This window comes from Pallidibacillus thermolactis (genome assembly GCF_025660415.1).
Taxonomy (GTDB): Bacteria; Bacillota; Bacilli; order Bacillales; family Caldibacillaceae; genus Pallidibacillus; species Pallidibacillus thermolactis.
This window is the reverse complement of record NZ_JAOUSE010000086.1, coordinates 1-6,861: the sequence shown is the minus strand read 5'-3', so window position 1 is coordinate 6,861 and position 6,861 is coordinate 1. Positions and strand designations below refer to the sequence as shown.

Sequence of the window (6,861 nt, the reverse complement as noted above, 5' to 3'; positions counted from 1 at the left end):
AAGTAGCAGGCATACGCCAGCTACTTTCAGATAAAAATCCAAAAAATAAAAAGGCAAGTGGAGAAAAACAAATAATTTTTTCCACTTGCCTCATTTTTTAGGACTTTTTAGACAGCCCCTTTTGTATTGATTTATAATGTATCTACAATTTCAATCAATTCACTTAGACATTTAATTTCAAAAGTTGGTTTGATTTCTTTCGCTGTTAAATCATGCCGATTCACCCAAACAGATTGAATTCCGGAACGATTTGCTCCTAAAATATCTGTATGTAAATTATCTCCCACCATAATGACTTCACCATTTGTTAAATTCATTTTTTGTAACGCATATGCAAAAATGCCCGGATCCGGTTTACCTTTTCCATATTCTCCAGAAATGACAATGTGTTCAAAATAAGGAACAAGTTCTGATGTCATCGATAATTTCATTTTTTGTAACTCCGGAGAACCATTCGTGAGTAGTAGCAAACGAAATTTAGACTTTAAGGCATCTAACACAGAAAAAGTATCCTCATAAACAAAGGGAGCTTTTTTTCGTTCTGAAACAAAACGTTCACTTAACTCACAACCAAATTCTTCATTATCTATTCCCATTATTTTTAATCCTAACGTCCAAGTATGCTGACGGTATTCCGGTACAATTTCTCTTAATTTTTGAAATCCTTCCTCTTTATCATTAAAATCTCCCCATAGTCCTTCAAATGGGTTGATCCCGATCAATTGAGTAAAAGAATAACTTTCATAAGCTGAATATAATTCTTGGGCAACTTTCCGTACAGTTTTTTCTAACTTTTTTGCATCTACACCAAAACGGTCTTCGGCAATTTTGCAAGTTTTTTCAAAAGCTGTCGCAATACTTTTTTTATCCCATAATAATGTATCATCTAAATCGAAAAAAACTGCTTTTACCATCCGATTTCCTCCCAAAATTTTACAATTCTATTTCTTATCTTAACATGGAATAAAAGGGAAAGTCAGTCTTTATTTTTTCGTTTGTCTCCCATATGTATCTCTAACGGAGGTTAAGGCTTCAAGAAGAAATCGGGAAACCTTTGCTTTTTCATTATGATGTTTCTTAGGTGATGAAATAAATAGCTGATTTTTTGCCCGTGTGATTGCAACATAGGCTAATCTTTTTTCTTCTTCAAGCGCTTCTTCCAATTTACTTAAGTTTTTATTTGGTTGGTTGTTTCGGGCTATTCGGTCCTCTTGATAATCAGCAAAAAGAGCCGCTTTATGAGGTAGCACATTTTCGATAAAACTAATGAAAAATATCGTATCAAATTCTAACCCTTTACTTTGATGAATGGTCATACACTTAACTACATTGGCCTCTTCATTAATTCGAACAGCGTCCATTTCTTGATGAGTGAGATAAATTTGTTCAATAAACTGTAAGTAATCTGTTATTGTTTTATGTCTTTTAGCTGAATTTTCCAGCTCATTTAACATTTCCATTACCATTTCTTTATGGAAAGTTAAACTTTGTCGTTTATTCATATCTAAATATTTATCGTAGGAAAATACTCTTCCTGTGCGAATATGTTTAATCGCCTTTTCTGGCGCCAACGTTTTTAATTTTTCTAACTCTAACAATTTCTCCTGTAAAGCGTCTCGTTGGAAAGACTTCACGTGTTTGGATAAGATCGATATAACTTCCTTAAGTTTATTTTCACTTTGCTTGCCCTCAATATATTCCATTGTTGCAATTCGGTTTAATGTTCTTTCAACTTCATCTTTTTTTAAGAAAAAAACCGGAGCAACAGAAACGATCGCTTCCTCAAGATTTGGGTTTTGTGATAACCGCAGTATATCAACAATAGGCTTTACAAAACTATGATTATAAAATAAGCTATCATTTCCATATGTAACAAAAGGAATTTTTCTAAGAACAAATTCATCATACATTGCCCTACTTGCAGCATAAGTACGATAAAGGATAGCAAAATCTTTATACGTTTTTTCTCCGTTATGGACGAGCGTTTGAATCGTATCAGCGATTATTTTTGCTTCTTCATTTATCGTGTTCGGTCGCAGAAACTTCGGTGATTGATATCCTGTTCGCATCGCTTTTAATTGCTTGTCAATTTTTTGTTTACTTTTTCTAATGATTTCATTACCTAAACCAACAATTTTATCAGTCGATCGATAATTAATATCTAATAGGACCTGTTGTGCATGCGGAAATACTTTATCGAAATTTAGGATGAAATGACTTTCTGCCCCACGAAAACCGTAAATCGTTTGAGCATCATCACCGACAACACATAAATTATTTTGAGGTGCAGCTAATAATTTCATCAATTCATACTGAATATAGGATGTGTCTTGAAATTCATCTACTAAAATATATTTAAATTTTTCCTGATAATACTTTAATACTTCAGGTTCATATGTCAGTAAAAAATAGGTTTCAAGCATAAAATCGTCAAAATCTATATATTGATTGTTTTCTTTCCAATCCTCATATTGTTTATAAATTTGTTTTAATTCTTCTTCGATCGAGGACTCTGGTTTAATATCATTCGGTCTTAAAATTTGATTTTTCCAATACGAGATCATAGAAAGAATCGTTTCTGGTTGATAATCATCTTTTAAGTTCATATCTTGTAAAATTTTCTTTATGATCACTTGTTTAAATCGTTCATTACTTAAAACTTTCCGTTTATCTCCTTGTTCACGTAAAATCCGTAAAAAAATGAAATGTACCTGTATAAAGTTGACTTTTCATTGCTGGAGTTATCCCTGGAATTTGTCCAATACGTTCCTTCATTTCATTGGCTGCCTTTTTTGTATAAGTGACAAGCAAAATATTTGAAGCTGGAATTTTTTTTACCGTTAACATATAGCCAATTCGTGAAATTAAGACCGTTGTTTTTCCAGTACCTGCTCCAGCAATGATAAGAAGCGGCCCATCCGTTTGTCTTACTGCATCAATTTGATTTTGATTTAACATGATATTTTCCTGTTCAAGGGCGCGAAAATAAAAGGAATCTTTTTCTATGTCATCAACAATTTGTATAGAAGTCATTGTACTAGCTTTTTCCGAAACAGGTACATGAGAAAAAACTTCTTTAATCTCTTTAAATTTTAAATTGGCAACTTTCTCTACGAAATTGTCCTCCAATTATTTCAATATGTGTTTAATTGTACTATACATTTCTCAAAGCTTTAATTGAAAATGAATTATGAATTCTATTACATTTTGGGAACCTTATATTACCACTTGTCAAATGTAATATCTCAAAACGAAAAAGTAAAAATAAAGGGTGAAAGTCAAATGGAAAGAAAGGAGCGTATCATGGCACGAGGAAAAGCGTTTAATCATAAGAAAAAAGGACATCCTGGTCCCTTACCTAAAAACAATAGAACTGAAGATAAATCGAAAGAAGCCATTGGCGATGAAGAACTTATTGTAACACAAGAAGCCTTTAAAAATCGTGTACAAACAAAAGATTTCGGATAATTAAAAAAGAAATAGTGGGTAAAAATATATCATTCCCACTATTTTTTAGTTTACATAATATAATTATTCTCTACTTTTTATTTTATCGTTAATTTCTTTTAGTTCTTTTATTGAAAGATTTTTTAATGATTTTTTTATTTCATCTTCTAATTTTTTACGGTTTGCCTCTTGGTATTCATTCCACCATTGTCTTAAACCATCTGTATGATCTAAAAGATATTCAAAATCGATTACTTCTACTTCTTCATCAGATATATATGTTAATACGTTTGCTAACATTTTATTCAGTTTATCGATTGTTGACTGCAGTTCTGTTTCATTTTGACCATGCTTATTTTCGGGAATTTTTTTCGGCATCATTCCACTCCCCATGTAATAATCTTATCCATTAGTATTTCCTTCATACAAGTAATGAAACATCATTTTCAAACAAAAAAAGAGTATGATTTCGTTTAGAAAACATACTCTAAAAAATACCCGTTCTTTTCTCTCTCTATTTATCTATTAAATTCTCCCCAAAAAATATCCCCTTTATTCGCAATTGCAAGCGATTACATTTCTTATTATAAGGGAAAGTTAACAATTTTGTCAAACTTTATTCTAATATTTTTCAAAATCTCAATAAATTATTTACCATTCAATTGAAGAGGAATCGATTCGACGGATTCCTCGAATGGAAGTAAGTTCTTCAATGAAACGAAACATGGCAAGATTTTTTTGTTTTGCTTCAATCATACAATCAAAATCTCGATTTAATTCTCTTGCAAGTTTTATAAATGGTAGAACAAAATCCAAAGCAACAAAATCGTTATGAGCACGTAGTTCATTCTTTGACTTTGGAGATGAAAGATGAACGATGGGCAGAAGATTTCTCTCTGTCCATGTTTTAAAAATCCGATCTATATATACCTCTAATTCCAAACCGTCCTTATTGACTATATAATGATGGTAATCTAACACCATTGGTATATTTTCTTTCTCACAAGCTTCCAATGTTTCTCTTATATTATACGTTTTATCATCATTTTCTAAAGTCATTATTCTTTTAATATGATTTGGGAGCGTCTTTAAATTTTCATGGAAGCGGATTAATGTGCTTTTTTTATCTCCATACGCACCACCAATATGTATGTTTATTGCCGCATCTTGTTCAATTCCCATCGCCTCTAACATTTTATAATGATACTCCATATCAAATACCGCATTTTCAGTTACTCCATTACGTGGACTAGTAAATAACGTGTATTGTCCTGGATGAAAGCTTGGGCGCATCGACCCTAATTTGATAAGTTCACCTAATTGCTTCCATTCCGATCGAAAGGGGGTTATAAAATCCCACTTGACTTCTGGATGAGTGGCTAAAGGAACTAATGCGCTAGAAAATCGATACAGCTTAATTTCATGGGCTAAATTATAATGTAGAATTCGTTTCGTATGTGCTAGATTTTTCGCTGTAATTGTTTTCAGTAAATCCATTCGTTCGTGTTTATTTAACTTGCAAAAACGTGTATAAGTTAAAGTTTTCGAAGGACTTGCATCCCATAAACCGAGAGCGGTCGCCACATATCCAAATCTAATTTTCATCTTCGTCACCTAACATTTATTATGTATTTTATTTTTCAAAATATGGCTTATTTTTAAAAAAACAATGAAGTTGAAAATGTTGCGGATGAGTGATCCTCTCTATTAAGATTACACTTAAGGGGAAGGAGAGTTCGGGGATGAATCAAAAAAAATAATAAGTTGGCTATCCAGTATTATATTCATATCCGTCGGAATTATAAGTATTTCTTATTTTCTTTTATTATGGGTAGAAAAATCTGCTGAACAAACAAGCCAAAATAAGGATAAAGAAATGGAAACAAGGACGGAAAATATGAAGAGGAAAGATGGAGAAAAGTTCCATAAACCAGCTGATGTATCTATTATAACTATGAGCGATGGTAAGGATGGTCATTCATTTATTTCTACATATCATGATTTTTATAATAATACCCTTGGTTGGAATCGAATTCATTCAGCAGATTATGACGAACAAGTCAAAATAGCAAAGGAAATCATTGACCAAATTGACGGCGCACATATCCAAAACGATAAACTCGCAAAAGATTTTGCTACTATTCAAGAAATAGCCGAATCATTGATTTCGGAAGAAAGTCGTGAAACAATGAGAACATTACATCGCTTTTTTCATGATTTAGACATTTATTTAAATGGATATAATCGTGCTAGTACATTCGGTGTCACCGAATATAAAGGAGAAAACTAATTCTCTATCGTTTTCATTTAAATTTTAGTAATATGAAATTCCGTACTCCAACGTTAATTTTTCCATTTCCTTTACAAATCGATCAATTAATTCTTTTCCCTCAGCCAATATTTTATTTCCCTCGCTAATTATGGCTGGGTTTTGTTTTTCAATTCCTTCTACAAATAGATAAAAAGCATCTAACTGTTTTTCTGCTCCACTAATATAGAGAGAATGTAATTCGTTTAAAATCGGATTTGAAACCTTTACATTATACAATTCATCTAATAAATCGGTATAAGTCGGAATAACTTCATTTTTCAATGTTTCAAGGGTCGTTATATCATCTGTATAATTCATTCCTGTTACACTTTCATAGGCGGTTATTGCTTCATATTCAAGAAAAGAAGCATTTTGTAAATCGACAAGCAAATATTGTCTTAAGTCATCAGCCATTGTTTTCCTATCGGTTTGATCGTTTTTCTTACTCTGCTCTTTTCTTTTCTTCTCAGTCATATCTGTTTGTTCTTTCTTTGACCGATCATCCGGTATCGTAATGTGATCAAAACTGGACGAACAGGCGGCGGTTAAACCAATAAGAAGAAAAGACATCAATATCGTGAAAATGTGTTTTTTCAATCCTTCTCCTCCTCTGTGATACTTTGGATGCAGTATTATTCATGGAAAGCTCAAAATAAGATCGTTAATACAATAAATTGTATTCATGTAAAACAAATATGTGTGTACAAATATAACTAAGGTTAAAAACTAGGGCGTTCAGTTCGAACTAGAATAATTTTTTCAATTTGAGTTAACCTAACGATATTACTGGGAGGTGAAGGTTAAGTGGAAAATAAGCATTTACATAATAAAAATAAAAATAACCAAACTCCAGGGTCTGGGAATCAATATCACGAAACTCATACAAGTCATGCACCCGGTTATGGTGAGAATTCTCAACTAGCTAGACAAACTGAACAACAGTATTCAAATGATAATCAAGAAACGCCTTAATATAAGGCGTTTCAGCTTGTAGACAAAGTCCCTAACTAGTGGCCAAATCTACAGGCTTTTTTTGTATAATAGGGATAGAATTCTTGGTTAACGGGGGAAATTTAGGATGTTATCGAAGCGTACAGACAATA

General features: G+C 32.2%; 9 protein-coding genes. 3 read left to right on the top strand and 6 right to left on the bottom strand.

Translation table 11 applies throughout. The features are described from left to right. Nucleotides 1–131: 131 nt before the first annotated feature. The 3 genes from OEV82_RS15755 to OEV82_RS15745 all read right to left on the bottom strand — a co-directional run bounded on the left by OEV82_RS15755 (nucleotide 132) and on the right by OEV82_RS15745 (nucleotide 3,129). Nucleotides 132–914, bottom strand: coding sequence for an HAD family hydrolase (locus OEV82_RS15755; protein WP_173659019.1), 783 nt, complete (start codon nucleotides 912–914; stop codon nucleotides 132–134). A 69-nt stretch (nucleotides 915–983) separates the two neighbouring features. Then, the gene (locus tag OEV82_RS15750; RefSeq protein ID WP_407672790.1) at nucleotides 984–2,633 is read right to left on the bottom strand and encodes an ATP-dependent helicase; all 1,650 of its coding nucleotides are present in this window, start codon (nucleotides 2,631–2,633) and stop codon (nucleotides 984–986) included. Nucleotides 2,634–2,679: 46 nt separating this feature from the next. After that, nucleotides 2,680–3,129, bottom strand: coding sequence for a UvrD-helicase domain-containing protein (locus OEV82_RS15745; RefSeq protein ID WP_263062404.1), 450 nt, complete (start codon nucleotides 3,127–3,129; stop codon nucleotides 2,680–2,682). A gap of 153 nt (nucleotides 3,130–3,282) precedes the next feature. Between OEV82_RS15745 and OEV82_RS15740 the strand changes: the two genes are divergently transcribed. Continuing rightward, nucleotides 3,283–3,468, top strand: coding sequence for a hypothetical protein (locus OEV82_RS15740; protein ID WP_173659010.1), 186 nt, complete (start codon nucleotides 3,283–3,285; stop codon nucleotides 3,466–3,468). 63 nt (nucleotides 3,469–3,531) lie between these two features. Here OEV82_RS15740 and OEV82_RS15735 read toward each other — a convergent pair whose 3' ends face one another. Beyond that, a complete protein-coding gene (locus OEV82_RS15735) occupies nucleotides 3,532–3,825 on the bottom strand; it encodes a hypothetical protein (RefSeq protein ID WP_263062403.1) in 294 nt (97 codons plus the stop codon). A gap of 273 nt (nucleotides 3,826–4,098) precedes the next feature. After that, a complete protein-coding gene (uvsE, locus tag OEV82_RS15730) occupies nucleotides 4,099–5,052 on the bottom strand; it encodes a UV DNA damage repair endonuclease UvsE (RefSeq protein WP_173659025.1) in 954 nt (317 codons plus the stop codon). A 292-nt stretch (nucleotides 5,053–5,344) separates the two neighbouring features. Here uvsE and OEV82_RS15725 point away from each other — a divergent pair, with 292 nt between their 5' ends. Beyond that, nucleotides 5,345–5,737, top strand: a complete 393-nt coding sequence (locus OEV82_RS15725) for a hypothetical protein (RefSeq protein WP_263062401.1) — start codon at nucleotides 5,345–5,347, stop codon at nucleotides 5,735–5,737. A 24-nt stretch (nucleotides 5,738–5,761) separates the two neighbouring features. Here the strand turns inward: OEV82_RS15725 and OEV82_RS15720 are convergent, their stop codons facing one another. Then, entirely contained in the window at nucleotides 5,762–6,355 is a 594-nt protein-coding gene (locus OEV82_RS15720; protein ID WP_173659029.1) for a hypothetical protein, read from the bottom strand. A gap of 207 nt (nucleotides 6,356–6,562) precedes the next feature. Between OEV82_RS15720 and OEV82_RS15715 the strand changes: the two genes are divergently transcribed. Continuing rightward, a complete protein-coding gene (locus OEV82_RS15715; RefSeq protein ID WP_173659031.1) occupies nucleotides 6,563–6,730 on the top strand; it encodes a hypothetical protein in 168 nt (55 codons plus the stop codon). Nucleotides 6,731–6,861: the final 131 nt, after the last annotated feature.

Bases quoted from the DNA above. Each gene is read 5' to 3' on its own strand.
- uvsE (WP_173659025.1), bottom strand. From the start codon at position 5,052: ATGAAAATTAGATTTGGATATGTGGCGACCGCTCTCGGTTTATGGGAT.
- OEV82_RS15725 (WP_263062401.1), top strand. From the start codon at position 5,345: ATGAAGAGGAAAGATGGAGAAAAGTTCCATAAACCAGCTGATGTATCT.
- OEV82_RS15735 (WP_263062403.1), bottom strand. From the start codon at position 3,825: ATGCCGAAAAAAATTCCCGAAAATAAGCATGGTCAAAATGAAACAGAA.
- OEV82_RS15755 (WP_173659019.1), bottom strand. From the start codon at position 914: ATGGTAAAAGCAGTTTTTTTCGATTTAGATGATACATTATTATGGGAT.
- OEV82_RS15740 (WP_173659010.1), top strand. From the start codon at position 3,283: ATGGAAAGAAAGGAGCGTATCATGGCACGAGGAAAAGCGTTTAATCAT.